The following is a 25,258-nucleotide window of genomic DNA, read 5'->3' on the forward strand; positions in this document are numbered from 1 at the left end:
CGCAGAGGTGCCCGTCAGGCGGTGGGCGGCTGCGGGCCCGACTGCCCGTGCTGGGCCTGCTCGCGCTCGGCCTGGGCGCGGCGGGCGGCGTCGACCTGCGCCTGTGCCTGCGCCTGGGCAGCGGCCATCGGGTCCATCTGCGCGAGCAGCTCACGCGCCTGGGCGGCGAACTTGTGCTCGACGAGGACCTCGTACTGCGTGGCGACCACCTGCGTGACGGAGGTGAAGTCGCGGGGGCCGCGGGTCAGCTGGTAGCCGAGCATGCTCCACACCAGGCCGAAGAGCGCACCGAACGCGACGGTCGCCAGGATGCTCGTGATGCCTGCGCCGCTGGAGGTGTCGAAGAGGGAGAAGATCAGGCCGACGAAGAGCCCGAGCCAGGCACCGGAGACCAGACCGCCCACGGCAGCGCGGCCACGGGTGAGCCGCCCGGTGACGCGCTCGAGCTGCTTGAGGTCGGTGCCGACGATGAGGACGTTCTGGACCGGGAACTCGTGGTCGGACAGGTAGTCGACCGCGAACTGCGCCTTGTCGTAGGTGTCGTAGCGCCCCAGCGACATCGGGTACTCGAGCGCGAGGACGGCGCGGGAGCGGCTCAGGGCGTTCGGCTGGGTGCTCATGCCACCAGTGTGTCCTAACGGGCTGGGAACGCGCTGCACCCCTCCGCGAGAACGGGGCCGGGCCCCGGGAGCCTCACTTCTTGAGGGCGAAGTCCTCGAGCAGCCGGCGGCCGATGATCATCTTCTGGATCTCGGCGGTGCCCTCGCCGATGAGCAGCATGGGCGCCTCGCGGTAGAGGCGCTCGATCTCGTACTCCTTGGAGTAGCCGTACCCGCCGTGGATGCGGAACGACTGCTCGACCACGTCGGCGCAGTTCTCCGCGGCGAGGTACTTGGCCATGCCGGCCTCGAGGTCGTTGCGCTGCCCGGCGTCCTTGAGGCGGGCCGCCTTGACCATCATCTGGTGGCTCGCCTCGACCTTGGTCGCCATGTCGGCGAGGCGGAAGAGGATGCCCTGGTGCTCGGCGATCTTCTTGCCGAACGTCTCACGCTGCTGGGCGTAGCTGATGCCGAGCTCGAAGGCCCGCATCGAGACGCCGCACGCGCGCGCGGCGACGTTGACGCGGCCCACCTCGACGCCGTCCATCATCTGGTAGAAGCCCTTGCCCGGCTCGCCACCGAGGATCTGGGCCGACGTCGTGCGGTGGCCGTCGAGGACGAGCTCGGTCGTGTCGACGCCCTTGTAGCCCATCTTCTCGATCTTCCCGGGGATGGTGACGCCCTGGGCGGTCTCGCCGAACCCGGGCTCCTTCTCCACGAGGAACGTCGTCATGTTCTTGTACACCGAGCCGGCACCGGTGTCCGTCTTCACCAGCACCGCAACGAGGTTCGCGCTGCCGCCGTTGGTCAGCCACATCTTCTGGCCGGTCAGCGTCCACTCGGTGTCCGCGCCCTCGCCCGCACCCCTGACCGCCTTGGTCTTGATGGCCGCGACGTCCGACCCGAGCCCCGGCTCGCTCATCGAGAACGCACCGCGGACCTCGCCCGTGGCCATCCTCGGCAGGTAGCGCTGCTTCTGCTCCTCGGTGCCGTGCTGGAGCAGCATGTAGGCGACGATGAAGTGGGTGTTGATGATGCCGCTGACCGACATCCAGCCGCGTGCGATCTCCTCGACCACCAGGGCGTAGGTCAGCAGCGACTCCCCCAGGCCGCCGTACTCCTCGGGGATCATCAGCCCGAAGATCCCCATCTCCTTCATGCCCTCGACGATCTTCTCCGGGTACTCGTCGGCGTGCTCGAGCTCCTGGGCCACCGGGATGATCTGCTCGTCGACGAACTCGCGCACGAGCTTGACCAGCTCGATCTGCTCGTCGGTGAGGCCGTCGGTCGTCTGGAGTCGGGACATGCTGGCGAGTATGCCGAGTGGCCTGTGCGGTGGGTACCGGCCGGGCGTGTGAGCCTGCCCACCCGCCGGCCGGAAGACCGGTGGCGCTGCGGCGCGGAGAAAACTCGGTGGCGGGGCTCACGTCCCGGCTGCCACCATGGCCGTGCACGCCGACGGCACCGGCCGCGGCACGACTCCCGATGAAGGGGATTGGAGGGGCGAGATGTCCATGACGGTCCTGGGCTGCCCTCGCGCCCACACCCCTTCCACGATGGAGTCTTCCGTTGCACGCTTCACAGGAGAACACCGAGTTCTCGTTCGACAGCCTTCCTGACGCGCCGCCCGAGGGCGAGCGCTGGTCGAGCTGGGACGGTGCCACGCACGGTCCGAAACCCCGACCCGACTGGGTCATCACCGCCCTGCGCGCGGTCGAGTCCGACCTCGGCGTGCTCAAGACCGGCAAGGAGGCGGACGTCCACGTCGTGCGCCGCTGGGTGCCCGACGGCACCACCGAGCCGGCACTCGACAGCTACCTCGCGGCCAAGCGCTACCGCACCGGTGAGCACCGCCTCTTCCACCGCGACGCGGGGTACCAGGAGGGACGACGGGTCCGCCGCAGCCGCGAGATGCGCGCCATGGCTCGCCGCACCGAGTTCGGGCGCGAGCTGTTGTCCGGGCAGTGGGCCGCGGCCGAGTTCGCAGCCCTCGGCACGCTGTGGGAGCTCGGGCTGCCGGTCCCCTACCCCGTGCAGCTGAGCGACCGCGAGATGCTCATGGAGCTCGTCGGGTCCGAGGGGGTCGCCGCCCCGCGGCTCGCCCAGGCCCGGCCACCGGCAGACCTGCTGGCCGACCTCTTCGAGCAGCTCCGCTCCGCCATGGTCACCCTGGCCCGGCAGGGCTGGACGCACGGCGACCTGTCGCCCTACAACGTCCTGCTCGACGGCGAGCGGCTGGTCATCATCGACTGGCCGCAGATCGTGGACGTCATCGGCAACCCCCGTGGCTTCGAGTTCCTCGAGCGCGACGTGGCGAACATGTGTCGCTGGTTCACCACGCGCGGGCTGCACGTCGATGAGGGCGAGCTGCTCGGCGACCTCGTCGCAGAGGCCACCTCACGCTGGTAGCGGCGGCTAGGCTCCCCGCATGGGGACGGTCAGCCGGCGGGGGGTCCTGCTCGGGGCCATGGGTGCCGCCACGAGCGGCGCCCTCGCCCTGGCGTCGTGCGGCGCTCCGGGCCCGACCCGGCGCTCCGGCACGCTGACCAGCCGCCACTGGCCGGGCCGTGACGTGCACTGGCAGCTCGCCGTGCCGTCCGGCGGGCACGACGACCAGCACCCGCTGGTCGTCGTGCTGCACGGCAAGGGCGGCGACGCGAGCCACGCCTTCCGCATCGTCCACCTCGACGACCACGTCCAGGCCACCGGCCTGGCCGTCGCCTCGGTCGACGGCGGCGACTACTACTGGCACGCTCGCCGGTCCGGCGTGGACACCGGCGCCATGGTCGTCGACGACCTCCTGCCGATGCTGCGCCGGCTCACCGGCTACACGGGAAAGATCGCGTTCCTCGGGTGGTCCATGGGTGGGTACGGGTCGCTTCTCCTCGCCTCACAGCTCGGCCCGGACCAGGTGGGCGCCGTCGTCGCCGAGAGCGCCGCGCTGTGGACCGATGCCGGTCTCAGCGCCTCCGGCGCCTTCGACGACCGTGAGGACTTCGTGGCGCACGACGTCTTCGAGCGCACCGACGTGCTCTCGCGCATCCCTGTGCGCCTCGACTGCGGGCGGTCGGACCCCTTCGTCCCCGGCAACCGGGCCTTCGCCAAGGCCCTGCCCTCGGCGCAGCTCACCTTCGACGAGGGCGGCCACACCGGGACCTACTGGCGGGACCACGGCAAGGCCCAGCTCGAGTGGGTCGCACGGACCCTGCGCCAGTAGACCTCGCCCGGGCCCTGCGCCAGCAGGCCTCGGCGGGTCCTGCGTCAGTAGACGACGACGCGGCTGCCGATGGGCATGGTGTCGGTGGCCCAGATCATGTCCATGGCCGCGTTGGTGACGCGCGCGCAGCCGTGGGACGCGGGGTACCCGGGCACGGACGCCGCCCCGTGGACCGCGATGCCACCGTTGAAGTAGCGCGGTCGCCACAGGTCGCCGAGCGGTCCCTTGTCGAGGTGGTCGACCGAGCGGAAGACGGTGTAGCTCCCGGCCGGGGTCGTGGCGGTGTACTGGATGCCCTTGCTCTCGTAGGGCTGGCCGCTACCGGTGCTCGTGTTGAGGATCATCGTGACCGCACCGCCCCGGACCACCAGGAGCAGCTGCCGGGCCTTGTCCACCTCGATGCCCGTGCCGCCGATGCGCGACACCGGTCGCACGCCGGCCTTGAGCGCCGCGCGGGTCGAGGGCCCGAAGACGCCGTCGCGCCCGAGCCCCGCCGCCTTCTGCAGGGCCATGACCGCCTGGGACGTCAGGCCGCCGTACTGGCCGTCGGGGGTGCCGTTCCAGTAGCCGAGGTCGGTGAGCCGCTGCTGCACCGAGCGGACGTAGGGACCGGAGTCCCCGACGTGCAGGGTGTCGCCCTCGACCGGGGTCGGCTTGGGCTTCGGGGTCGTGGGCGTCGACGGGCTCGGCTTGGGCGTCGGCTTGGAGGTGCTGGGCGCCGGTGTGGACGACGTGCTGGTCGACGAGGGGGGCGCCGTGGGCGTGGTGCCGGTGGTGGTGCTCGGCGCGGGGACCGTCGCCGACGGCGCCTCGCTGGTGGGGGCGGAGGGCGCCGTGCTCGACGGCGCACTCACCGCCGCGGTGCTGGACCCGTTGCTCCCGCCGAGGGACAGCCCCCCGCACCCCGACAGCGCGGTGGCCACCGCGAGCGCCCCCGCCACGAGGACGGTGGTCGAGCGAAGCCGCTTCTGGTGCATGGTGTCCCTCTCGTCAGCGCACGCGGGAACCCCCGCCCGTACGGAACCTCACTCATGGTGACGCACCAGCACGCAAACTGGTTGTCGCGAAACCCGCGTCGTTGCCGACCCGAGACCAAGTCGAGCGCGGCCCAGCCCCCCTCGGACCGCAGCCCAACACCCCCTGGACATGGTGCGGCCGCCCTCCCCCCGAGGGCGACCGCAACCACCCAGACGCGGCGGGGACGGGAAAGGTTGCCTCGAGTTCGGAGTTGATTCCTCAACTGTCGGAGGCGACCCGAGCGATCGCCTCGTGGACGGCCAGGACGCGCTGGGCGATGTCGACGTGCAGTGCCTCGACCATCCTTCCGTCGTGCACCACGACCCCCGCCCCGGCACCGGCTTCCCAGGCGTCGAGCAGGCCACGGGCGGCCTCGACGGCCTCGGCGCTCGGCGCGAAGACCTCGTTGCAGGCCTCGACCTGGCCCGGGTGCACGAGCGTCTTGCCGTCGAAGCCGAGCTGGCGACCCTGGCGGCACTCGTCCGCGAACCCTTCGGCGTCACGCACGTCGTTGTAGACGCCGTCGAGGATGGTCTTGCCCGTGGCCCGGGCTGCGAGCAGGCAGAGCCCCAGGCCGGTGAGCAGCGGCTGCCGGCCGGGGACGTGCTCGACGCGCAGCTCCTTGGCCAGGTCGTTGGTGCCCATGACCAGGACGGTCAGGCGGTCGGAGGCGCCCGCGATCTCCTCGCAGTGCAGCATCGCCCTTGGGGTCTCGACCATGGCCCAGAGCGCGGTGTGCGCGGGCGCCCCGGCCGCCTCCATCGCGGCGACGAGGCGGCGGACCTCGTCGGCGGACTCGACCTTCGGCACCACGACTGCGTCAGGGCCTGCTGCACAGGCGGCCCGGAGGTCGTCGTCGTGCCACTGCGTGCCGCTGCCGTTGATCCTGATGGTCACCTCACGTCGGCCGTAGTCGCCGGATCGCGCTGCAGCACAAGCATTTTCACGCGCCTGCTGCTTCGCGTCGGGGGCCACGGCGTCCTCGAGGTCCAGGATCAACCCGTCGACCGGGAGCGACTTGGCCTTCTCGAGCGCGCGTTGGTTGGAGGCCGGCATGTAGAGGACGGAACGCCGCGGACGGTATGCCGCCTGCTCACCCGAGCCGTGGAGGTCGACCATCACGCGCCTCCACCTGCGGGGTGGGCCGGCTCGGCGGCATACGCCTGGGCGAGCGCGGGGTCCAGCGCCGCCAGCCGCTCGGCGAGCTCGAGCATGACCAGGCACTGCTTGAGGGAGGCGTCGTCCTCCATCTTGCCGTCGAGCATCACGGCGCCGGTGCCGTCACCCATGGCCTCGACGACCCGACGGGCGTGCGCGACGTCCTCCGCGGAGGGGCTGAACACCCGCTTGGCGATCTCGACCTGGACGGGGTGCAGCGACCACGTGCCGACGCACCCGAGCAGGAAGGCGTTGCGGAACTGGTCCTCGCAGGCGACGACGTCGGCGATGTCCCCGAACGGGCCGTAGTACGGGAAGATCCCGTGCATCGCACAGGAGTCGACCATGCGGGCGATCGTGTAGTGCCACAGGTCCTGCTGGTAGGTCGCCCGCGAGGCATGCACGGCGTCCTCGACGCCGGCCGGCGGGTCCTGCCGCACGAGGTATCCAGGGTGGCCGCCACCCACACGCGTGGTCTTCATCCGCCGGTCGGCCGCGAGGTCTGCCGGGCCCAGGGAGATGCCCTGCATGCGCGGGCTGGCACCGGCGATCTCCTCGACGTTGGCGACGCCCCGGGCCGTCTCGAGGATGGCGTGCACGAGGATCGGGCGGGTCAGGCCCGCGCGCGCCTCGAGCTGGGCCAGCAGGCGGTCGACGTAGTGGATGTCCTCGGGGCCCTGCACCTTGGGCACCATGACGACGTCGAGCTTGTCGCCGATCTCGGTGACGAGCGTCGTGAGGTCGTCGAGCACCCAGGGGCTGTCGAGGCTGTTGACGCGGGTCCACAGCTGGGTCGAGTCGCCGAAGTCGGTGGCCTTCGCGATCGACACGAGCCCCTCGCGCGCCGCCACCTTGCGGTCGGCCTTGACGGCGTCCTCGAGGTTGCCGAGCAGGACGTCGACCGTGCCCACCATGCCCGGCACCTTGGCCGCCATCTTCTCGTTGCCCGGGTCGAAGAAGTGGATCACCCGGGAGGGCCGCGCCGGCACCTGCGTGAGGGGGGCGGGGGCGCCCACGGCCAGCGGTCTGAAGAAGTCCTTGGGGCTGCGCACGCGGCGACGCTAGCAGCGACGCAGGCGGGGCGGTTATGACACAGTTCACGTGTGACCGACACCGCCAGCGAGGGGCCCGGCACCACGCCAGCCGAGGTCGCCGCCGCGCCGGTCGGTGCCGTCGACAGCCCGGTCGGGGCCGTCGCCCCCGTCAACGTCACGGCGCTCTTCGCGGAGGCGGCCTCGAAGTCCGGGCTGATGTGGGTGCAGCCTCCCGGCGACCGCGCCTGGCCGTTCTGGCACGCCTGGGCCGACGACACGGTCTACGTCGTCTCCGGTCCCGGCGAGCAGTCCCTGCCCTGGCTCCCCCAGGAGGTCGAGCTCGTCCTGCGCAGCAAGGACACCGGCGGCCGGCTCCTCACCGTGCGGGCCAGTGTCCGCGAGGTGGGGCCGCAGGACGAGCAGTGGGCCGCGGCCACCGACGCGCTGAGGGCGGGACGGCTCAACGCCACCGACGACCTCGTCAGCCGCTGGTCGCGCGAGTGCACGGTGCGCGCCATCACCCCCTTCGGGGCGCCGCTCGAGGCCCCCGGTTCGTACGGCACCGGGTCGGGAGCCGCACCCGTACCCGCCTCGGACGCGACGACCACCAGCTGGCGCCCCTGGCACTGGCGCGGGAGGCCCCGCCGCCGTCGCGGCAGCCACCTCCCGGACGGCGGCTGACCAGCCGGATAGCCTTGCGGGGTGAGCACTCCGTCGCGTGTCTTCGTCGGCCGCCTGACCAGCCTGAGCGTGTTCGACCCGCTCGGTGACCAGGTCGGTCGCGTGCGCGACGTCGTGGTGACGTTCGGCGCCTCGCGACGGCGCCCCCGCGTGATCGGCCTCGTGGTCGAGGTGCCCGGGCGGCGGCGCGTCTTCGTCCCGATGACGCGGGTCACCTCCGTCGACGGCGGGCAGGTCATCACCACCGGCCTGGTCAACATGCGCCGCTTCGAGCAGCGCACCAACGAGGTCCTGGTCATGGCCGAGATCCTCGAGCGCCCGGTCACCGTCGCCGACCCCGAGGGTCCGTACGCCGCGACCGTCGAGGACGTCGCCATCGAGCAGGAGCGCAGTCGCGACTGGTCGATCTCCAAGGTGTTCGTCCGCCAGGGCGGTCACGGCCGTGGTTCCCTCGGACCGTTCCGCCGGCGCCGCGGGGCCACGGTGCTCGTCCCCGTGGAGGACGTCAGCGGCATCCACCAGTCCTCCGGCGGGCAGTCGGCGGCGATGCTGCTCGAGACCTACGACGACCTCAAGTCCGCCGACCTCGCCGACGTCATCCACGACCTGTCGCCCAAGCGCCGGGCCGAGGTCGCGGAGGCGATGGACGACGACAAGCTGGCCGACGTCCTGGAGGAGCTGCCCGAGGACGACCAGGTCGAGATCCTCGACTCCCTGCCCGTCGAGCGCGCCGCCGACGTCCTCGAGGCCATGGAGCCCGACGACGCCACCGACCTCCTGCACAACCTCACGGCCGAGAAGCAGGAGGAGCTGCTCCAGCTCATGGAGCCCGACGAGGCGGCTGACCTGCGCCGCCTGCTCACCTACGACGAGGAGTCGGCGGGCGGCATGATGACCACCGAGCCGGTCATCCTCGGCCCCGAGGCCTCCATCGCGGAGGCCCTGGCCGTCGTCCGCCGGGTCGAGCTCTCCCCCGCGCTGGCTGCGACGATCTACGTCTGCCGCGCACCGCACGAGACGCCGACCGGCACCTACCTCGGCATGGTCCACATCCAGCGGCTCCTGCGCGAGCCCCCGCACGGCGCCATCGGCGGCATCCTCGACAAGGAGATCGAGCCGCTGACCGCCGACGCGCCCCTCGGGCAGGTGACCCGCATGCTCGCCACCTACAACCTCGTCGGCGTCCCGGTCGTCGACGGCGACGGCCGGCTCGTGGGCGCGGTCACCGTCGACGACGTGCTCGACCACATCCTCCCCGACGACTGGCGCGAGGAGCGGCACGAGGTGACCCGTGGCTGACCAGCGTCCCGGCCGCGGTGGCGCACGGCTCGACCAGCCGCGCGAGACCCGACGCGCCCTGATCCCCCGCCCGACGGTCAACCAGGAGACCTTCGGGGTGTGGAGCGAGCGCTTCGCCCGCTTCATGGGCACCCCGCGCTTCCTCATCTACATGACGGCGTTCGTGGTCCTGTGGATCGGCTGGAACGCCTTCGGCCCGCCGGACCTGCGCTGGGACCCGTACGCGTTCATCTTCCTCACCCTCATGCTCAGCCTGCAGGCGTCGTACGCCGCGCCCCTGATCCTGCTCGCCCAGAACCGCCAGGCCGACCGCGACCGCGTCGCCCTGGAGCAGGACCGCGCCCGCGACGAGCGCAACCTCGCCGACACCGAGTTCCTCACCCGGGAGGTCGCCGCGCTGCGACTGGCCATGCGCGACACCGCCACCCGCGACTTCGTCCGGTCCGAGCTGCGCAGCCTGCTCGAGGAGATGGAGGACCGCGGCCTCGAGGTGCGGCAGCGCAGTGACGAGGACGACAGCCCTGCGAGCGGCACCGGTTCTTCGAGGGACCGGCCGGCGACCTAGCATGGGGGCATGTCCCACCCCGCAGCCCCAGTGACCGACGAGGCCCTCCACCAAGCCCTGGCGACGGTCATCGACCCGGAGATCCGCAAGCCGGTCACCGAGCTCGGCATGGTCGAGAGCTGCACGGTCGACGAGGCCGGCCTGGTGGCCGTGACGATCCTGCTCACCGTGTCCGGCTGCCCGATGAAGGAGACCCTGACCAAGGACACCACCAGGGCACTGGCCGCGGTGCCCGGCGTCAACGGCGTCAAGGTCACCCTCGGCGTCATGAGCGACGAGCAGCGCACCGCCCTGCGCACCCAGCTGCGCGGCGGCACCGCCGAGCGCGAGATCCCCTTCGCCAAGCCCGGGAGCCTCACCCGCGTGTACGCCGTGGCGTCCGGCAAGGGCGGCGTCGGCAAGTCCTCGGTCACCGTCAACCTCGCGGCGTCGCTCGCCGCGTCGGGGCTGCGGGTCGGCGTGGTGGACGCCGACGTCTACGGCTTCTCGGTCCCGCGCATGCTCGGGGTCGAGCACCGCCCCACCCAGGTCGACGACATGATCCTGCCGCCGGTGAGCCACGACGTGAAGGTCATCTCGATCGGGATGTTCGTGCCCGGCAACCAGCCCGTCGTGTGGCGCGGTCCGATGCTCCACCGGGCGCTCCAGCAGTTCCTCGGCGACGTCTTCTGGGGCGACCTCGACGTGCTGCTGCTCGACCTGCCGCCGGGCACCGGCGACATCGCGATCTCCGTCGCCCAGCTGATCCCCAACGCGGAGATCCTCGTGGTCACCACCCCCCAGCAGGCTGCCGCCGAGGTCGCCGAGCGGGCCGGGTCGATCGCCCTGCAGACGCACCAGCGCATCGTCGGCGTCATCGAGAACATGTCCTGGCTGGAGCTCCCGGACGGCTCGCGCCAGGAGATCTTCGGCTCCGGCGGCGGCCAGCGCGTGGCCGAGTCGCTCACCCGTGCGGTCGGCGCCGACGTCCCGCTGCTCGGCCAGATCCCGCTCGACACCAACCTGCGCGAGGGCGCCGACGAGGGCCTGCCCGTCGTGCTCCGCAACCCCGACTCCGCTGCGGGCGTCGCGCTGCGCGGTATCGCGCGAGGGCTCGCCACCCGCTCGCGCGGGCTCGCCGGGCGGTCGCTCGGCCTCTCGCCCGTCGGCCGCTGAGGCAGGCCGCCCCGGGGCCGTCCCCGGCTAGGTCGCGTCCTCGTCGTACGGCGTCGCCAGCGTCGGGTCGTGCGACACCACGGCCGGGGTGGGCACCCCGACGTCCTCGGCGTCCGGGGGCGGGTCGAACAGCGCCTCGCGCACGATCCGGCGCGGGTCGTACTGCCGCGGGTCGTACTGCTTCCAGTTGATGTCGTCGAACTCGGGGCCCATCTGCTCGCGCAGCTGCCCCTTGGCGCCCTCGGCCATGTCGCGCGCCTGCCGGACGAACCGGCCGAGCTTCGCGGCGTACTCGGGCAGGCGCTCGGGACCGAGGATGACCACGGCGAGCACGATCAGGGCGACGAACTCCCACCCGTTGACGTCAAGCACTGTGCTCCGTCCTAGCTGCCCGAGGTGCCGGTCAGGGTGACCGTCACGCTGATCGTCTCACTCCCGCGTCGCACCTTCATCGACACCTTGTCACCGACGCTCTTCGCGCGGATCGCGACGACGAGGTCGTCGGGGTCGTTGACCGGCTTGCCGTCGAACTCCACGATCACGTCGCCGGGCTTGATGCCCGCCTTGCCGGCGGGGCCGTCCGGGGTGACCGGGTTGCCGCTGCCGCCGGACGCGGAGTCGAGGATCTTGACGCCCTCGCCGGTGTACTGGCGGTCGAGGACCACGCCGATCACCGGGTGCTGGGCCTTGCCGGTCTTGATGAGCTGCTGGGCGGTCTTGACGACCTGGTCGCTGGGGATCGAGAACCCCACGCCGATGTTGCCGGACTGGGTGTCGGTGGACCCGGGGATGCGGGCGATCGCCGAGTTGATGCCGATGACGTGGCCCTGCATGTCCAGCAGCGGGCCTCCGCTGTTGCCCGGGTTGATCGCGGCGTCGGTCTGGATCGCGTTGATGAACGACTGCTGGTCACCGTCCCCGCCGGGGCTCACGGGACGGTCGAGGGCGCTGACGATGCCGGAGGTGACGCTGGACTCCAGGCCCAGTGGTGCACCGACGGCGATGACCTGGTCACCGACCACGACGTTCTTGGACGACCCCATGACAAGGGGCTGCAGGTCGGTGCGCGAGGTCTTGAGGACGGCGAGGTCGTAGGAGCCGTCGCGGCCGGCGATGGTCGCGTTGATCTCGGTGCCGTTGGAGAGCTCGACCTTGATCGTCCCGCCGTCGGCCGCACTGGCGACCACGTGGTTGTTGGTGATGATGTGGCCGTCGTGGTCGAGGACGAAGCCCGACCCGGTGCCGGCGCCGTCGGCTCCCTTGACCTTGATGGTCACCACGCTGGGCAGGGCCTTGGCCGCGATGTTCGCGATGGAGCCCTCGGGCCGCGCGGTCGCCCCCGCCCCGGCGGACGGGATCGACGTGGGCGTCCGGTCGAGGCTGCCGAAGCCGAGCCGGTCGGTGGCACCGAGCCAGCCGCCGAACATGCCACCGAGCGTGGCTGCGACGAGGGCCGCCACGGCGGCGACCGCCACGAGGGCGCCCCAGCCGGGTCCCTTCTGCTGGGGTGCGGTCGGGGGCACCGGGTGCTCACCGGTCCACTGGGCGTGGCCGCCGCCGTACCCGCCGTCCGCCTGGCCGGAGGTGATGGGGTCCCACCCTGCCTGCGGTGCCGCGGCAGCGCCCGCTGCAGCGCCGGCGTACGGGGCTCCGGCGTAGGGAGCGCCGGTGTACGGAGCACCCGCGGGCTGGCCGTGCCCCGCCTGCGCCTGCTGGGCGTGCCCGGCTGTCGGCGGCTGGCCTCCCGGCCATCCGGTCGGCTCGTGGGCCCACGCGTCCGGAGCGTCGGGGTGGGGCGTGCCGGGCGCGGGGGTCCCCGGGTACGCAGCGCCGTGGTCCGGGGTGCCCGCCGCGACACCACCCGAGAGCTCCTGGGTGTGCGACAGGTCGACAGGCTGGGTGTGGTCGGCGGGCTGCTCCGGCACGACCTGCTGGGTGTGCTCGACAGACGGCTCGGGGGCAGCGTGCCCGCCGGTCGGCGGGGCCCAGGGGTCCCAGGGCTGGGACGCGCCCTGGTCCTCGTGCCACTGCACGTCCTGGCGGGGGGCGGACGGCTGCTGCGACCCGGACCCCTCGGGGGCACCGCCCTGCTCGGGGCCTGGGAGGTCGGTGGCCGGCTGCCGCTCGTCGCTCATGGGGTCGATTGTGCCGAACCGAACCGCGCGGTGCCCACGCCGGGGGCGGACTGCGTGCTGCGGCCGGGTGTCGAGCGCGTCCCCAACCCGGGGACGGTGAAGACGGCCGTGGCGAACGCCGGGCCCACGGGCCTGACGGGCGCGACGGTGCCCGGTGTCACGGGCGGGGTCGGCGACGCGACGCTGCCGCCGGTGACCACCAGTCCCCACGCCGCAGCCGCGGTCGCCCCCGCGGCGAGCCCGGCGAAGACCGTGGCGCGTCGGGCGGAGCGGTGCAGGGCAGGGGTCCCGCGGTCCACGACGCGGACGGGTGCCACGGGCACGGGTGGGACGACGTGGCGCTCAGAGGTGCGGAAGGGTGCCTCCGCGGGCGCCCCGGACGCCGTCGGGAGCCCGGCGCCCATGGCGAGCAGCATGCCCCGCAGGTCGCCCGGGACGGACGGGCCGGACGGGGCACGCAGGGCGGCGAGGACCCGTCGCTCGTCCTCGACAGCCGCGCGGCAGCAGGCGCACGCGACGACGTGGCGGTCCCAGCGCAGCAGCGCGGCCGCCTCCAGCGTGCGGTCGGCGTAGGCGGTCAGGTCGGCGCCGAGGCAGCGGCCGCCACCGGACAGCCCGAGCCGACTCACCGGGACCCCGGCACCGCTCGGCCGATGACCGGCAGCCGGCGCCGGGGGGCCGGGGCCGGGGTGCGGTCGATGTCGAGCTCGGGACGCGCGAGCGAGGGGTCGCGGTGGGCGAGCGCCTCGCGCAGCTGAGCGCGGCCGCGGTGGATGCGCGAGCGCACCGTACCGAGCTTGACGCCCAGGGTGGCGGCGATCTCCTCGTAGGACAGACCCTCGATGTCGCACAGCACCACGGCCGCGCGGAAGTCCGGGGACAGGGCGTCGAGCGCCCGCTGGACGTCGTCGTCGAAGTGCGTCGCGTCGTACGCCGCCTCGGGCCCGGCCTCGCGCGTGGGCAGGCGCGCCGCGCTCTCGTCGGAGAGGGCGTCGAAGCGGATGCGCTGCTTGCGGCGCATCTTGTCGAGGAAGACGTTGGTCGTGATGCGGTGCAGCCAGCCCTCAAAGGTGCCGGGCTGGTAGCTGTGCAGCGAGCGGAAGACACGGATGAACACGTCGTGGGTGAGGTCCTCGGCGTCGTGCGGGTTGCCCGTCAGCCGGTAGGCGAGGCGGTAGACGCGTGCCGAGTGCTGCTCGACGATCTCCTCCCACGTCGGGGGCACCCACGCGGGGGCCTCCTGGGCGTCGCCGTGGACGTCCTCTCGGGCCGGGCCGATCGTGTCGGTCGCGGTCACGTCCCTCACCTCCGTCGGGCGCCTGCCGGCGCTCACCACATGCATCCGGTCCAGACGACCGAACGTGGTGAATGGTTCCCCACCAACCTGTACGTTTCCTGTACGCCGGCGGCGCAGTGGGACGGGCCCGCGGCAGTAGGGTTTCCCGCATGAGTGCACAGAAGCCGGCCAGCTGGGCGTACGCCGAGGAGTTCGTCGCCGAGAACGAGGTGATCGAGGGCGCCCGCCGACGCGGCGAGGAGCTCGGCGCGACCCCCGTCGGCAACGGCGCCGGTGTGCTGCTGCGGCTGCTCGCGGCCGCCGCCAAGGCCCGCTCGGTCGTCGAGATCGGCACCGGCGCGGGGACGTCCGGCCTCTGGATGCTCCAGGGGATGCCGGAGGACGGCATCCTCACCACCATCGACGTCGAGGCCGAGCACCAGGGCGTGGCGAAGAAGGCCTACGCCGAGGCCGGCATCGCCCACCAGCGCACCCGGGTCATCACCGGCCGTGCGCTCGACGTGCTCCCCCGCATGACCGACGGCGCCTACGACATGGTCGTCGTCGACGGCGACAAGGCCGAGTACCCGCAGTACGTCGAGCACGCCATCAGGCTCCTGCGCTCCGGCGGCGTCCTCGTCCTCGACAACATGCTGTGGCACGACAAGGTCGCCGACCCCGCGTCGCGGGACCCGCAGACCACGGTGCTGCGCGACCTGGGCAAGAAGCTGCGTGACGACGAGCGCCTCGTGCCGGCTCTGCTGCCCGTCGGTGACGGCGTGCTCGCCGCCGTCAAGCGCTGACCGTCAGGCGTTGACCCCCAAGCGCTGACCCCTCAGGCGGTGCCCGGACCGGGACCCCGCCGGAACCGCTCCGGCCCCTCGGCGATCGCGACGACCTCGAACGGCTCCATGAGGATCGGGGCCGACCCGATGATCGAGCTCCCCGCCGACTCGGCCGCCGACCGCGCGAACTCCTCGAGGAAGTCGTCGCGGTAGACCTGCTGGTCGAAGACGTAGGTGCCCTCGAACCACTGGCCCTCGACCATGCGCCAGGTCTTGAAGGCGAGCCCGTCGAGGAACATGAACTTCGCCATCGACGTGCCCACGACGTAGTCACGCAGCGACGTCGCCACGTCCGAGGGTGCGTCCTCCAGCGACCAGCGCACCGACAACCCGTATCCCGCGTTCATGCCATCTCCTCCAGCCAGGTGAGGAGCAGTCGGGCACCGAAGCCCGTCCCGCCCTTGGTCAGGAGCCCGCGGTCGACGTCGGAGCGCCCCACCCCGGCGATGTCGAGGTGCGCCCAGCGACGCTCGCCCACGAACTCGCGCAGGAACAATGCTGCCGTGATCGAGCCGGCGCCGACGGGAGTGCCCGCGATGTGGTTGACGTCGGCGACGGGGCTGTCCAGCGAGGGCCGGTAGTCCTCGACCAGCGGGAACGGCCAGAGCAGCTCGCCCGTGGCCCGTCCGGCGGCCACGAGGGCCTCCCCCAGGGCGTCGTCGGTGGCGTACACCGGCGCCATGGTGCGGCCGAGCGCCACGCGCGCGGCGCCGGTGAGGGTGGCGATGTCGAGGAGCACGTCGGGGTCGAGGTGGGCGTCGGCGTACGCCAGCGCGTCGGCCATCACCATCCGGCCCTCGGCGTCGGTGTTGCCGATCTCGACGGTGCGCCCGCCGTACATCGTGACCACGTCCGAGGGGCGGTAGGAGGCGCCGCCGACGGCGTTCTCGGCGAGCGCGAGGAGCCCGGTCACCCGGACCGGCACCTCGAGGTCACGGCAGGCCGCGAGGACCGCGAGCACGACGGCGGAGCCGGACATGTCGGTCTTCATCGCCAGCATGCCCTCGGCCGGCTTGATGTCGAGGCCACCGGTGTCGAAGGTGATGCCCTTGCCGACGAGCACCACCTGGGGCGTCGCGGACGTCGCGCCCCGGGGGCTGTAGGAGAGCTGGACGAGGCGTGGCGGCGTGACCGAGCCCGCGCCGACGGCGAGCAGGCCCCCGAAGCCCTCGGCACGCAGGTCGCGGTCGGACCAGACCCTGACGTCGAGGCCGGTCCGGCGGCCGATGGTGCGCGCCTGGGCGGCCATCCACCCGGGGTTCTTGGTGTTGGACGGGACCACCGCGAGGTTGCGCGCCAGCATCGTCGCCCGGGCCCGGGCCACCGCCCGGCGGACTGCCGGCTCGTCGACGCTGCCGACCAGGGTCACCGCGGTCGCGGGGGCCTTGGAGGGGGTGGCGCCCTCGGACAGCCAGCGCGGCGAGGTGTAGCCACCGAGGGCGATGCCCTCCGCGAGCGCGGCTGCGGCGTCGGGCGCGAGGGCGCCTGCGGCCATGACCAGGTCGGCCCGTCCGCGACCCGCGCGGCCGAGCGCTGCCCCCGCCGTGCGCAGATCGGCCGGCGTCCCCGCGCCGACGCCGACCAGCAGCACGGTGCGCGCGGCACGCTCACCGGGGACCAGCGGGAGGCGCGTCGTGGCCCCGGCCTCGGACGAGGGCTCGTGGGCGGCGGCCACGTCCCCGGCGTCCAGCCCCACCAGGGCGAGCGCGGCGGCGGCCTCCTGGTGGCCGGCCAGGCCCTCGGCCGGCACGGGGACCGCGAGCAGCAGGTCGGTCGGGTCGAGGTCGGCCAGCACGTCGCCGAGGGAGGTGGCGAGCACGGACCACCTGCTGGTGGCGGGGTCGGTCAGCTGCGGGGTGGGCACGGTGGCGACCCTACCGACCCCTGCCGGCACGGGGTACGGACCGGGTCGCCGGGACATGCGAGGACCCCCTCCGGCAGCAGCCGGAGGGGGTCCTCGAAAGGGTGGGGGGCAGCCCTACTTGAGGCCCTCGCAGTTGTCGATGGCGTCGCCCAGCGCACGGACCTCGTCCGGCGTCATCTCGACCACGAGACGACCGCCACCCTCGAGGGGCATGCGCAGCACGATGCCGCGACCTTCCTTGGTCACCTCGAGCGGGCCGTCGCCAGTCCTCGGCTTCATCGCCGCCATGGGTCTGTCCCTTCCGTTTGGCGTGGTCGGCTGCTGGGCACGCGGGTCCACGCCAGTGCTTGAGTTCCGCCCCTTGCGTGCCAGATTTGCTCCATTATCCCGTGAAGGGGCCCGCAGGCGAAATCCACCCCGGGCCGCTGACCTGCGGCAGGGCATGATGGCGCCATGACGCAGACCCCCTCCCCGTCGCAGCCCACCGAACCGTCGACCGTCCAGGCCCCCGTGGTGGTCGAGCGCACGGGCGCGGTCGCCACGGTCCGCCTCAACCGCCCGGAGGCGATGAACTCCCTCGACACCCCCACCAAGCAGGCCCTCCTGGACGCCCTGCGTGACGTCGCCCACGACGACGGCGTGCGCTGCGTGGTCCTCACCGGCACCGGGCGTGCCTTCTGCGTCGGGCAGGACCTGCGCGAGCACATCCGCCTCCAGCAGGCCGGTGACGAGTCGCTGTGGCGGACCGTGCCCGAGCACTACAACCCGATCGTCGAGCTCCTCACCACGATGGACAAGCCCGTCGTCGCGGCGGTCAACGGGGTCGCGGCGGGAGCCGGCGCGGCGTTCGCGATGGCGGCGGACTTCAGGGTCATGGTCGACACGGCCGGGTTCAACCTCGCCTTCGCCGGGATCGCGCTGTCATGCGACTCGGGCTCCTCGTGGACCCTGCAGAGGCTCGTCGGGCCCGCCCGCGCCAAGGAGCTGCTGCTGCTCCCCCGCACCGTCCCCGCCGAGGAGTGCCTGGCGCTCGGCCTGGTGACCCGGGTCGTGCCGGCAAAGGACCTCGACGCGGCGGTCGCCGAGCTCACGCAGACGCTGGCCGCGGGACCGACCCTCGCCTACGGCTCCATCCGCCGTGCCGTCGCGTTCAGCGCCGGGCACGACCTCACCGCCTCGCTCGCGCAGGAGGCGGAGTACATGGCCCGGACCGGTGCCAGCGCGGACCACCGGGCGGCGGTCGCGGCGTTCCTCGCCAAGGAGAAGCCGACCTTCACCGGGAGCTGACGCTGGCCCGTCAGGGCGGGGTGGCGGCCCAGGGGACGTAGGTGAGCAGGGTGCAGGTGAACCACAGCTGGCCCGCGACGAGCACCACGGCGACCAGCCCGACCCGGCGACGCCAGTGCGGCACCACCGACGCGCCCGTCGACGTGCGCATCGCCACCGAGGCGACGAGCGCGGCGATCGGGAAGTCCAGCAGCAGGAACCGCCACATGCTCGTGATCGGGCGCACCACGGCCAGCAGGTAGAGGGGGTAGGCCAGAGCCCACACCCGCAGCTCGATCGCGAGCCACCGTCCGTGGCGCCCGAGGATGAGGGCGATGTAGGTCGCGACGAGCCCCACGAGGATGACGACGCCGACGACTCCGTGGGCGTCCCACGCCCAGGCGAGCCACAGCACGAACGGCCCCGACTCGGGCTTCTGCCCCCAGGCTGCCTGGACGTCGAAGAACGCCATGGGCAGGCCGCTCGCGATGCCCACCGCGACCGGCCACGCGACGGACGAGGCCGCCGTGGCCACCAGCATCGCCGCGGCCGAGGCACGCTGCCCCCCGAGCGGCCGGGTGCCCGCCGCACGGTCCTCGCGCCAGCGCAGCACCAGGTGCGCGATCGCCGCGCAGGCGATGGCCGGCGCCGCGGCCCGGGTGAACCCGAGCGCGATGGTCACGACCGCCACGAGGGCGTAGCTGCGTCGCATGAGCAGCAGCAGCGAGAGCGCGATCAGGGCGCCGGCCAGCGCCTCGGTGTAGGGCATGACGAGGATGGCCGTGGCCGGGTAGAGGCACCACAGCAGCCCGGCCACGAGGGCCAGGCGCTCACGGGCGGGCTGAGGCGCCGCGTGGAGGGCGAAGTTGAAGCACTTCCAGACCAGCACGGTGCAGGCGGCGCCGAGCACGAGGTTGAGCCCGACCGCGGCCACGCCGAACGGCAGGCCGGTGAGCATGATGACGCGCACGAGCATCGGGAAGGCCGGGTAGAAGGCCCAGGCGCTGTAGGTGAGCAGGCCCGTCTCGGGGTCGGCCGGCAGGGGCACGGGGTAGCCGCCGACGGCGATGCGCCGGTACCAGACGCTGTCCCAGCTCTCCAGGATGTCGCCGACCGTGGGGTGCAGGTGACCGACCCCGGCCGGCGTCTGGAACCACGTCGCCGCGACCCACATGGCGACGAACACGAGGACCCGGGTCACGGCGTACCAGAGGACGAGGGCGAGGACGGGTCGGCGCAGGGCCCACCCGGCGGCAGCGCTGCGTCCTCGGGACGTGAGCAGCGACGGCAGGCTGCGCCCGCGCTTCAGGACGGCAGGGGCGGTCACGGCGGGTAGTCCGACGGGGGGTGGTAGACGAGGAGCTTCCAGATCCAGGCCGCCTGCCCCACGACGCCGAGCGCCACCAGCACACCGACCCGCACCCACAGCCAGCGGGCCGTCCGGGTGAGCCATCCCCCGCCCAGGACGACCGCGACGAGCGGGAACAGCGGCAGGGCGTAGCGGAAGATGCTCGTGAAGGGGTCGAGGACGACCGCGAGGTAGGCGGGGTAGGCCAGGCACCACGTGCGCAGCTCCGGCCCGAGGCGGGTGGCCCACGGGCCGCAGGTGAGCACGACGATGGTCGTCGCGAGGGCGGCGAGCCCGACGGGTCCGAAGACCGCCGCCCCGTCGAAGTCCCGGAACGCCCACTGCGACATCCCGAGCCAGGGCTTCAGCGGCTCGATCCTGCCGCCCACCCGCCAGGACGCCATGGTGTCGGTGTACGCGGTGCGCGACCCCGTGACGTACCAGGCGACCAGCGGCCACAGCACGGCGGCGACGCACGACGACGCCAGGGCCGTGGCGATGGCGAGGTACTCCCCCCGGCTCACGGGCTCGCGCTCGCGCGAGCGCCACCGCAGCCACGCCGCGACCGCGACCACCGCCACGACGGGCACGGCGATGGGCCGGGTCAGCCCGAGCACCAGGGCCAGCCCGGCGGCGACCCCCCAGCTGCGGCGCACCACCGCCCACAGCAGGCCGCAGAGCACGAGCATGGCCATCGACTCGGTGTAGGCGAGCTGCAGCGAGACCGAGGCGGGGAACGCCGCCCACACGGCGACGGAGCCGAGGGCTACGGCCGGGCCGACCCGGTCGGCGAGCAGCCGCGCCATGATCACGGCGGCGCCCAGCCCGCAGAGCAGGGCCAGCGTCGAGGCCACGGCCGGGAAGCCGAGGCCGGTGACGCCCATGAGCACCCGCGACAGCAGGGGGAACAGCGGGTAGAACGCCCAGGCGTTCTGCGCCACGTGCCCGCTGCCGGGGTCGATGGGCAGGTGCGTGGGGTAGCCGTGCAGGGCGACCTCGCGGTACCAGCTGCCGTCCCACAGCACGGTCATGTCGATGAACTCGACACTCGGACCGGTCCAGTCCGGCATGACGACCTGGTCGCGGCTGGCGAGCAGGAGCAGCAGCGCCGACACCGCCCGCAGGCCCAGGTAGGTGACGGCCACCCTCGCGGTGAGGGTGCGCATCATGGCCGCTCGCCCACCGACCCGGTCACGCCCCGGCTGCTGCCCGGCCCGCCTGCGGCCGCCGGCTGGACGCCGTGCGTCGCGCGGTGGCACCCGGCCAGGTGGTCGTCGACGAGGCCGCACGCCTGCATGGCGGCATACATGGTGGTCGGTCCCACGAAGACGAAGCCGGCCTTCTTGAGGCCCTTGGCGAGCGCGATGCTCTCCGGGGACGTGGCGCGCAGGTCCTCGACCGAGCGTGGCTGCCTGTGCTCGACCGGGGCGTGCGACCAGATGAAGGCGTCGAGGCCACCGCGCTCGCGCAGGGCGAGGACCGCCCCGGCGTTGCGGATGGCAGCGTCGACCTTGAGGCGGTTGCGCACGATGCCCGCGTCGGCCATCAACCGCTCGCGGTCCTCGTCACCGAAGCGGGCCACCACCTCGGCGTCGAAGCCGGCGAACGCGGCGCGGAAGGCCTCGCGCTTGCGCAGGATGGTGAGCCACGACAGCCCCGACTGGAACGCCTCCAGGGTGAGCCGCTCGTACAGCGCCTGCTCGCCGTGGACGGGCACGCCCCACTCGGTGTCGTGGTAGACGGCGTAGTCGGGCGTCGTGCCGGCCCAGGCGCACCGGGTGATCCCGTCGGCCCCGGTGACGAGGCCCGTCACGACCGGGTCCGGCCGCAGGCCGCCCGCGCGAGCATGGCGTCCACCGCGCGGCCGTAGAGCCAGGCGCTGGCGCGGTCGAGCAGGGGCTCGAAGAGGCGCTTGAACGGCAGCGGCCGCACCACGACGTCCTCCACCCAGTCGAGCCGCGAGCCACCGTCGGGCCGCGGCGAGACCGTGACCTCCGCCCAGCCCCCGAGCAGGCGGCCCGTCTTCACGACGCGGAACACCCCGGCGCCCGACCGAGCGGGCGGGTCCCAGCGGGTGACGAGCATCGAGTCCGAGAACGCCAGCCGCCCGAGCCCCGTGAGCCCCGCGAAGCCCCAGCCGACGCGGGGAGGGCCGTCGTCGGTGACCATCCGTGTCATCGGCATCCACGCGCCGTACCCGTCGAAGGCGGCGACGACGTCCCACACCTGCGCGGGGGTCGCGGAGGTCTCGCGGGTCAGGTGGAGGGTGGCCATGGTCTCAGCGCAGCGTGTCGCTGCCGCTCTCCAGCTCGGCGATGCGTTCCTGCAGCCGGTCGAGGACCGCGTCGACCTGGTCCATGCGGTAGCCGCGCAGCGCCGTGTCGAAGCGCAGCGAGGAGATCTCGTCCGCGGCGAAGCCGTCGGACAGGTGCGGTTCGCTCTGCGTCGTGGTGGCCTCGGCGAGGGGGTCGTAGTGCAGCCGGCCGGTCACGAGCGCGGCAAAGCCCCCCACCAGCAGGACGGCGACGGCGATGAACAGGACCCAGATCACGCAGGTGATCGTTGCACGAGTTCCTCGGGACGTCCTATTCAGCCCGCGGTGTCGAGCCCGAGAACCTGGTCCCCCGAGGAGTCGGCGTGGGCCACGGCGCTGCGGGCCAGCATCTCGACCACGGCAGGCACGTCCTCGGGCAGCAGGCGCACGGTGGCGCGGCACACCCCGTCCTGCCAGATCGACAGCACCACCCGCCCTGACTCGGGGTGGCCCGAGACCCGCAGCGTGCGGCCGGCGACGTCGCGTCCTACGACGACGTCACCGTGCCTCGGCAGGGGCGAGATGGTCACGTCTCCATCATCGGCCACGACCGGGCCCGTCGTCCATGGCCCACTCGGCTCACTCCGGAGGGCGGGCGGTGACCTCCTCGTCGGCGCGGACGACGATGCGGACCGCCTCGTCGACGTCGTCGGTCAGGTGGAGCAGGTCGATGTCCCTGGCGCTCACGGTCCCGGCCTCGAGGACCGCCCCGCGCAGCCAGTCGAACAGCCCACCCCAGTAGTCGGTGCCCATGAGCACGATCGGGAACGACGTCACCTTGCGCGTCTGCACGAGGGTGACGGCCTCGAACAGCTCGTCCAGGGTCCCGAACCCGCCCGGCAGCACGATGAACCCGCGGGCGTACTTGACGAACATCGTCTTGCGGGCGAAGAAGTAGCGGAAGTTGACCCCGAGGTTGACGTGCTCGTTGAGGCCCTGCTCGAAGGGCAGCTCGATACCGAGCCCGACCGACGCGCCACCGGCCTCGATCGCCCCGCGGTTCGCCGCCTCCATGGCGCCCGGGCCGCCACCGGTGATCACGGCGTACCCGGCGTCGACCAGGGCGCGCCCCACCTCGGTGCCGAGCTCGTAGAACGGCGTGCCGGGCTCGGTACGCGCCGACCCGAACACGCTCACCGCGGGCCCGAGCTCGGCAAGGGCGCCGAAGCCCTCGACGAACTCGCTCTGGATGCGCATCACGCGCCACGGGTCGGTGTGCAGCCACTCCGTCGAGCCGCGGCTGTCCAGCAGCCGCTGGTCGGTCGTGCTGGCCGGGACCCGCGAGCCCCGCAGGGTGACCGGCCCGGTGTGGTAGTCGAAGTCGTGCGACCTGGCGGCCGGCTCAGCCTGCTCGGTCGCGCCTGCGGTACGGGTCTGCTCGGGCTCGTCGCTCACGCGCGCCAACCTACGCGAGCCACCGCAGCAGGGCCGCCTCCGCGGACTCCAGCTGCGACACCGGGCACCGCTCGTCGTCGTGGTGGGCGAGGTTGGGGTCGCCCGGGCCGAAGTTCACGGCGGCGATGTCCATCGCGGAGAAGCGGGCCACGTCGGTCCACCCCTCCTTGGCGATGACCGGCAGGCCCAGCGCCTCCACGAAGGCCTTGGCGGCGGGCAGCTCCAGGCCCGGGCGGGCGCCGGGGGCGTTGTCCTTGATGGTGACGACGAACCCGCTGAAGAGGTGGTTGACCACGGCCGCCGCGTCGTCCTGCGACTTGTCGGGTGCGTAGCGGTAGTTGACCGTGACGACGCACCGGTCGGGGATGACGTTGCCCGCGATCCCCCCGGCGATGCCCACGGCGTTCATGGCCTCGTGGTACTCCAGCCCGTCGACCAGCACCGTCTCCGGCTGGTACTCCGCGAGCCGCGCCAGGACCTCTGCCGCGTCGTGGATGGCGTTGTGGCCGTTCCACGGTCGGGCACTGTGCGCGGCGATGCCCTTGGTGACGACCTCGGCGCGCAGCGTCCCCTTGCAGCCTCCCTCGACCTGGCTGGCCGTGGGCTCGAGGAGGACGGCGAAGTCGGCGTCCTCGATGAGCTCGGGCCGCTGCTGCTGGATGTGGAGCAGGCCGTTGAACTCGCTGTCGATCTCCTCCCCCTCGTAGAAGACGAAGGTCAGGTCACGGCTCGGCTCGGCGACGAGTGCCGCCTTCAGCTGGACGGCGACACCGCCCTTCATGTCGACCGTGCCGCGGCCCCACAGGTCGTCGCCCTCGCGCCGTGTCGGCAGGTTGGACGGGTCGACCGTCAGCGGCACCGTGTCGATGTGCCCGGCGAGGACGACGCGCTCGTCACGGCCGAGCTCGGTGCGCGCGACGAGCGAGTTGCCGACGCGGGTGACCGTGAGGTGCTCGAGGGGCGCGAGTGCGGCCTCGATGGCGTCGCAGACGCGCTGCTCGTCGCGGCTGACGGACTCGATGTCGCACAGGGCCGCGGTCAGGGTGACGACGTCGGCGGACAGGTCCAGGGGGGCGGGGTCGTCGAGGTGGTTCGCCATGCCGGGAGCCTATCCAGCGTCCGGATCCCAGCCCCGGCTCCCCTAGGCTGGTCGCCATGAGCAGTGGGCGCAGCGCGTGGGGTTTCGGACTGGCGACGACGACCGACGACGGGGCCGTGCTCGACACGTGGTTCCCGCAGCCGGCCCTCGGCCCCCGGCCCGACGGCGCCACCGCCCCGGCCGAGCTCGAGGCCCTGGTGGGTCACGACGAGGTGCGCCGGGTCCGTCGTGAGCTCGTGGACGTCGAGGTCGACCTCGACGCCGCCCCGGCTGGCGCCAGCGACGCCTACCTGCGCCTGCACCTGTTGTCGCACTGCCTGGTCGAGCCCAACACGGTCAACCTCGAGGGTGTCTTCGGGGTCCTCGCCAACGTCGTCTGGACCACCCAGGGTCCCTGTGCCGTCGAGGGCTTCGAGCTGACCCGGGCACGGATGCGTGCGCGAGGGCCGGTCAACGTGTTCGGTATCGACAAGTTCCCGCGGATGGTCGACTACGTCGTGCCCGCGGGCGTGCGCATCGCCGACGCCGACCGCGTCCGGCTCGGCGCCCACCTCGCCCCCGGCACCACGGTCATGCACGAGGGCTTCGTCAACTACAACGCCGGCACCCTCGGCAGCTCGATGGTCGAGGGCCGCATCTCCCAAGGTGTCGTCGTCGGCGACGGGTCCGACATCGGCGGCGGCGCGTCCACCATGGGCACCCTGTCCGGTGGCGGCACCGAGCGCGTGCGCGTCGGCGAGCGCTGCCTCCTCGGCGCCGAGTCGGGCCTCGGCATCGCCCTCGGGGACGACTGCGTCGTCGAGGCGGGGCTCTACCTCACCGCCGGCACCAAGGTCACCCTCGCCGACGGCCGGGTGGTCAAGGCCCGTGAGCTCTCCGGCCAGGACAACCTGCTCTTCATCCGCAACTCGGTGACCGGCACGGTCGAGGCCAGGGCCCGCGACGGCCACGGCATCGTCCTCAACTCGGCGCTCCACGCCAACGACTAGCC

At 72.9% G+C, this 25,258-nt stretch carries 29 protein-coding genes; 9 read left to right on the plus strand and 20 right to left on the minus strand.

Translation table 11 applies throughout. The features are described from left to right. Positions 1-14: 14 nt before the first annotated feature. Together ABEA42_RS08570 and ABEA42_RS08575 are read right to left on the minus strand one after the other, a co-directional pair. Positions 15-620 carry a YflT domain-containing protein gene (locus tag ABEA42_RS08570; protein WP_345502503.1) on the minus strand — a complete coding sequence of 202 codons (606 nt, stop codon included), beginning with the start codon at positions 618-620 and terminating at the stop codon, positions 15-17. Between the two features lie 73 nt (positions 621-693). Beyond that, positions 694-1,905, minus strand: a complete 1,212-nt coding sequence (locus tag ABEA42_RS08575) for an acyl-CoA dehydrogenase family protein (RefSeq protein ID WP_345502505.1) — start codon at positions 1,903-1,905, stop codon at positions 694-696. Between the two features lie 263 nt (positions 1,906-2,168). On the opposite strand from ABEA42_RS08575, the gene ABEA42_RS08580 reads away from it, so the two are divergent. Together ABEA42_RS08580 and ABEA42_RS08585 are read left to right on the plus strand one after the other, a co-directional pair. Next, entirely contained in the window at positions 2,169-3,008 is an 840-nt protein-coding gene (locus ABEA42_RS08580) for a serine protein kinase RIO (protein ID WP_345502506.1), read from the plus strand. 19 nt (positions 3,009-3,027) lie between these two features. Next, on the plus strand, positions 3,028-3,816 hold the full coding sequence (locus tag ABEA42_RS08585) for an alpha/beta hydrolase (RefSeq protein WP_345502507.1): 789 nt from the start codon (positions 3,028-3,030) through the stop codon (positions 3,814-3,816). A gap of 44 nt (positions 3,817-3,860) precedes the next feature. On the opposite strand, the gene ABEA42_RS08590 is transcribed toward ABEA42_RS08585, so the two are convergent. From ABEA42_RS08590 to ABEA42_RS08600, 3 genes are all read right to left on the minus strand, one after another. Beyond that, positions 3,861-4,793, minus strand: coding sequence for a L,D-transpeptidase family protein (locus tag ABEA42_RS08590; protein WP_345502508.1), 933 nt, complete (start codon positions 4,791-4,793; stop codon positions 3,861-3,863). Between the two features lie 259 nt (positions 4,794-5,052). Next, complete coding sequence (locus ABEA42_RS08595) at positions 5,053-5,952, minus strand: HpcH/HpaI aldolase/citrate lyase family protein (RefSeq protein ID WP_345502627.1); 900 nt, start codon at positions 5,950-5,952, stop codon at positions 5,053-5,055. After that, positions 5,952-7,043: an HpcH/HpaI aldolase/citrate lyase family protein gene (locus ABEA42_RS08600; RefSeq protein ID WP_345502509.1), complete on the minus strand. Its 1,092-nt coding sequence runs from the start codon at positions 7,041-7,043 to the stop codon at positions 5,952-5,954. Before ABEA42_RS08600 ends, ABEA42_RS08595 begins: the two co-directional genes overlap by 1 nt. A 51-nt stretch (positions 7,044-7,094) precedes the next feature. Between ABEA42_RS08600 and ABEA42_RS08605 the strand changes: the two genes are divergently transcribed. From ABEA42_RS08605 to ABEA42_RS08620, 4 genes are read left to right on the plus strand one after another with little or no spacing between them, the layout of a single operon-like run. Continuing rightward, the gene (locus ABEA42_RS08605) at positions 7,095-7,706 is read left to right on the plus strand and encodes a hypothetical protein (protein ID WP_345502511.1); all 612 of its coding nucleotides are present in this window, start codon (positions 7,095-7,097) and stop codon (positions 7,704-7,706) included. 21 nt (positions 7,707-7,727) lie between these two features. Beyond that, positions 7,728-9,005 (plus strand): magnesium transporter MgtE N-terminal domain-containing protein, encoded by a 1,278-nt coding sequence (locus ABEA42_RS08610; RefSeq protein WP_345502513.1) that lies wholly within the window; start codon positions 7,728-7,730, stop codon positions 9,003-9,005. Beyond that, positions 8,998-9,570, plus strand: coding sequence for a DUF1003 domain-containing protein (locus ABEA42_RS08615; RefSeq protein WP_345502515.1), 573 nt, complete (start codon positions 8,998-9,000; stop codon positions 9,568-9,570). Before ABEA42_RS08610 ends, ABEA42_RS08615 begins: the two co-directional genes overlap by 8 nt. 9 nt (positions 9,571-9,579) lie before the next feature. Further along, entirely contained in the window at positions 9,580-10,725 is a 1,146-nt protein-coding gene (locus ABEA42_RS08620) for an Mrp/NBP35 family ATP-binding protein (protein WP_345502516.1), read from the plus strand. A 27-nt stretch (positions 10,726-10,752) separates the two neighbouring features. Here the strand turns inward: ABEA42_RS08620 and ABEA42_RS08625 are convergent, their stop codons facing one another. From ABEA42_RS08625 to sigE, 4 genes are read right to left on the minus strand one after another with little or no spacing between them, the layout of a single operon-like run. After that, positions 10,753-11,097, minus strand: a complete 345-nt coding sequence (locus tag ABEA42_RS08625; RefSeq protein ID WP_345502517.1) for a Sec-independent protein translocase family protein — start codon at positions 11,095-11,097, stop codon at positions 10,753-10,755. 11 nt (positions 11,098-11,108) lie between these two features. Continuing rightward, positions 11,109-12,860 (minus strand): trypsin-like peptidase domain-containing protein, encoded by a 1,752-nt coding sequence (locus ABEA42_RS08630; protein WP_345502518.1) that lies wholly within the window; start codon positions 12,858-12,860, stop codon positions 11,109-11,111. Beyond that, positions 12,857-13,489: an anti-sigma factor gene (locus tag ABEA42_RS08635; RefSeq protein WP_345502520.1), complete on the minus strand. Its 633-nt coding sequence runs from the start codon at positions 13,487-13,489 to the stop codon at positions 12,857-12,859. Before ABEA42_RS08635 ends, ABEA42_RS08630 begins: the two co-directional genes overlap by 4 nt. Further along, a complete protein-coding gene (sigE, locus tag ABEA42_RS08640; RefSeq protein WP_425572020.1) occupies positions 13,486-14,157 on the minus strand; it encodes an RNA polymerase sigma factor SigE in 672 nt (223 codons plus the stop codon). Before sigE ends, ABEA42_RS08635 begins: the two co-directional genes overlap by 4 nt. 149 nt (positions 14,158-14,306) lie before the next feature. Between sigE and ABEA42_RS08645 the strand changes: the two genes are divergently transcribed. Next, positions 14,307-14,939 carry an O-methyltransferase gene (locus tag ABEA42_RS08645; protein ID WP_056883380.1) on the plus strand — a complete coding sequence of 211 codons (633 nt, stop codon included), beginning with the start codon at positions 14,307-14,309 and terminating at the stop codon, positions 14,937-14,939. Between the two features lie 32 nt (positions 14,940-14,971). Here ABEA42_RS08645 and ABEA42_RS08650 read toward each other — a convergent pair whose 3' ends face one another. The 3 genes from ABEA42_RS08650 to ABEA42_RS08660 all read right to left on the minus strand — a co-directional run bounded on the left by ABEA42_RS08650 (position 14,972) and on the right by ABEA42_RS08660 (position 17,133). Then, positions 14,972-15,328, minus strand: a complete 357-nt coding sequence (locus ABEA42_RS08650; protein WP_345502523.1) for a hypothetical protein — start codon at positions 15,326-15,328, stop codon at positions 14,972-14,974. Then, the gene (locus ABEA42_RS08655; protein WP_345502525.1) at positions 15,325-16,845 is read right to left on the minus strand and encodes a leucyl aminopeptidase family protein; all 1,521 of its coding nucleotides are present in this window, start codon (positions 16,843-16,845) and stop codon (positions 15,325-15,327) included. Before ABEA42_RS08655 ends, ABEA42_RS08650 begins: the two co-directional genes overlap by 4 nt. A gap of 114 nt (positions 16,846-16,959) precedes the next feature. Continuing rightward, on the minus strand, positions 16,960-17,133 hold the full coding sequence (locus ABEA42_RS08660) for a DUF3117 domain-containing protein (RefSeq protein WP_082590346.1): 174 nt from the start codon (positions 17,131-17,133) through the stop codon (positions 16,960-16,962). A gap of 165 nt (positions 17,134-17,298) precedes the next feature. Between ABEA42_RS08660 and ABEA42_RS08665 the strand changes: the two genes are divergently transcribed. Continuing rightward, entirely contained in the window at positions 17,299-18,132 is an 834-nt protein-coding gene (locus ABEA42_RS08665) for an enoyl-CoA hydratase/isomerase family protein (protein ID WP_345502526.1), read from the plus strand. 10 nt (positions 18,133-18,142) lie between these two features. On the opposite strand, the gene ABEA42_RS08670 is transcribed toward ABEA42_RS08665, so the two are convergent. The 8 genes from ABEA42_RS08670 to dapE all read right to left on the minus strand — a co-directional run bounded on the left by ABEA42_RS08670 (position 18,143) and on the right by dapE (position 24,267). Further along, positions 18,143-19,438 (minus strand): hypothetical protein, encoded by a 1,296-nt coding sequence (locus ABEA42_RS08670; RefSeq protein ID WP_345502528.1) that lies wholly within the window; start codon positions 19,436-19,438, stop codon positions 18,143-18,145. After that, the gene (locus ABEA42_RS08675; protein ID WP_345502529.1) at positions 19,435-20,628 is read right to left on the minus strand and encodes a hypothetical protein; all 1,194 of its coding nucleotides are present in this window, start codon (positions 20,626-20,628) and stop codon (positions 19,435-19,437) included. Before ABEA42_RS08675 ends, ABEA42_RS08670 begins: the two co-directional genes overlap by 4 nt. Further along, complete coding sequence (locus ABEA42_RS08680; RefSeq protein ID WP_345502530.1) at positions 20,625-21,272, minus strand: DNA-3-methyladenine glycosylase I; 648 nt, start codon at positions 21,270-21,272, stop codon at positions 20,625-20,627. The genes ABEA42_RS08675 and ABEA42_RS08680 overlap by 4 nt, the downstream gene beginning before the upstream one ends. Next, positions 21,269-21,733 carry an SRPBCC family protein gene (locus ABEA42_RS08685; RefSeq protein WP_345502532.1) on the minus strand — a complete coding sequence of 155 codons (465 nt, stop codon included), beginning with the start codon at positions 21,731-21,733 and terminating at the stop codon, positions 21,269-21,271. Before ABEA42_RS08685 ends, ABEA42_RS08680 begins: the two co-directional genes overlap by 4 nt. Positions 21,734-21,737: 4 nt before the next feature. Beyond that, a complete protein-coding gene (locus ABEA42_RS08690) occupies positions 21,738-22,010 on the minus strand; it encodes a DivIVA domain-containing protein (RefSeq protein WP_345502533.1) in 273 nt (90 codons plus the stop codon). A gap of 38 nt (positions 22,011-22,048) precedes the next feature. Then, positions 22,049-22,303, minus strand: a complete 255-nt coding sequence (locus ABEA42_RS08695) for a hypothetical protein (RefSeq protein WP_345502534.1) — start codon at positions 22,301-22,303, stop codon at positions 22,049-22,051. 49 nt (positions 22,304-22,352) lie between these two features. Next, a complete protein-coding gene (locus ABEA42_RS08700) occupies positions 22,353-23,066 on the minus strand; it encodes an LOG family protein (protein ID WP_345502630.1) in 714 nt (237 codons plus the stop codon). Between the two features lie 112 nt (positions 23,067-23,178). Then, a complete protein-coding gene (gene dapE, locus ABEA42_RS08705; protein WP_345502535.1) occupies positions 23,179-24,267 on the minus strand; it encodes a succinyl-diaminopimelate desuccinylase in 1,089 nt (362 codons plus the stop codon). 56 nt (positions 24,268-24,323) lie between these two features. On the opposite strand from dapE, the gene dapD reads away from it, so the two are divergent. After that, entirely contained in the window at positions 24,324-25,256 is a 933-nt protein-coding gene (gene dapD, locus ABEA42_RS08710; protein ID WP_345502537.1) for a 2,3,4,5-tetrahydropyridine-2,6-dicarboxylate N-succinyltransferase, read from the plus strand. Positions 25,257-25,258: the final 2 nt, after the last annotated feature.

The sequence above is a fragment of the Pedococcus ginsenosidimutans genome (genome assembly GCF_039544395.1).
GTDB lineage: Bacteria > Actinomycetota > Actinomycetes > Actinomycetales > Dermatophilaceae > Pedococcus > Pedococcus ginsenosidimutans.